The following is a 1,332-nucleotide window of genomic DNA, read 5'->3' on the forward strand; positions in this document are numbered from 1 at the left end:
TCAAGCACTACAGGATTAAACGGCAAACCCTTTATTCCCTGGTCAATGACATCAGGAATTACTTTTCTAATGATGTTAAATGACCCATTGACATCGGCATTTAACAACTGATTTGTTCCCATTTTATAAAGTCCCCTAGCTAACCTTTTTCCCTTAAATAATGGTTTTTCTTCCCCATATTTAGGTAACTCATCCCTATCTAAAGCACTGGATTGTGAGGTATAGGATTCTTCAGTTATTATGACTTTTATTCCTTTTAATTGAGCTTTGTAGGTTAACATTTCTATTAATCTATAATGGGGAATATTAACAAATTGTTGATTATTCCTTTTTCCTAGATTAAGAGATTGTTTTATCCGCTCATTATGCCCAATTATTAATGTCCCTATTTGATGAATAATACACCAATCTATTACTCTTTTACTGGCTGTGTGTAGATAATTTTCTACTCGACAGTTTCGTTTATGGGTTAGGAATATCAATCTCTTAGATGAGGGTTGATTATTTCTGGTTTTCAGTTGAGATTGTAAGCGGGAACGTTGTTTGTTGTAGAAGGTGTTAATTGCTTTTAACGGTCTGCCATTTACCAAAAGAGGTGCTACACCTGTTTGATTTGTAGTTACAGCCATTAAGTTATTAACTCCTAAATCTATCCCAGCTATCTCTTGTTTATCTGTGGTTTCCGACCGTCTTTCATAGACTATTTCAATGACATAACAGCTACTTTTGGGGACAATTCTCACTTCAATTATTTCTCTTAGGCAAGTCGGAATTTTTAAGCCACTCATAGACAAGTGACAAATTCCTTCTTTTAAAGGTTTTTTATAAATTGATTCCTGAGAATATATCAGCAGGTTTCTTCCTTTGGTTTTGTCCTTATACTTAACAATTTTGGGTTTTCCTAAAAATTTTTCAGGGTGTTTTTTCCAAGCTCTAAAAGCGGCAAAGTAACTAATCCAAGCCTGCTCTAATCTTCTGATTATCTGCTTGCTCACTTTCGTGGGTAAAGCTAAATAATCTGAGGTTTTAGATACCAGATGATAGAGTTGATTAAAACTCAGTTTTTGGGAGTTTTCAAAGAAATATTGGCGATAATGGTAGTTAGCTAGATTGAACAAATTTTTTGACAAAAAGGCATAATGATCGATTTCTGACCATAAGGGATGGTTTTGACTGATAATATGACGTTCAACTAGCTTCATATCTTGATTATACCTGATAACGTTCTTAAAATCTATCGGTGGTCAAAGTTACTTATTTTAGTTATGTAGCTACAGAAATGAGTAGCTTTAAAAAGCTTTAGGTAGGTTTTTGGTTTCTGTGGTTAACCCC

The 1,332-nt window shown here is 34.0% G+C and carries 1 protein-coding gene; it reads right to left on the reverse strand.

Annotated features, from left to right (window positions below; genetic code table 11):
• On the reverse strand, positions 1-1,202 hold a 1,202-nt coding region (locus O9324_RS02870; RefSeq protein WP_288139426.1), incomplete at its 3' end, for an RNA-guided endonuclease InsQ/TnpB family protein.
• Positions 1,203-1,332: the final 130 nt, after the last annotated feature.

Origin of the sequence: Microcystis sp. LE19-84.1B (assembly GCF_027531875.1) — a bacterium.
GTDB classification, from domain to species: Bacteria; Cyanobacteriota; Cyanobacteriia; order Cyanobacteriales; family Microcystaceae; genus Microcystis; species Microcystis panniformis.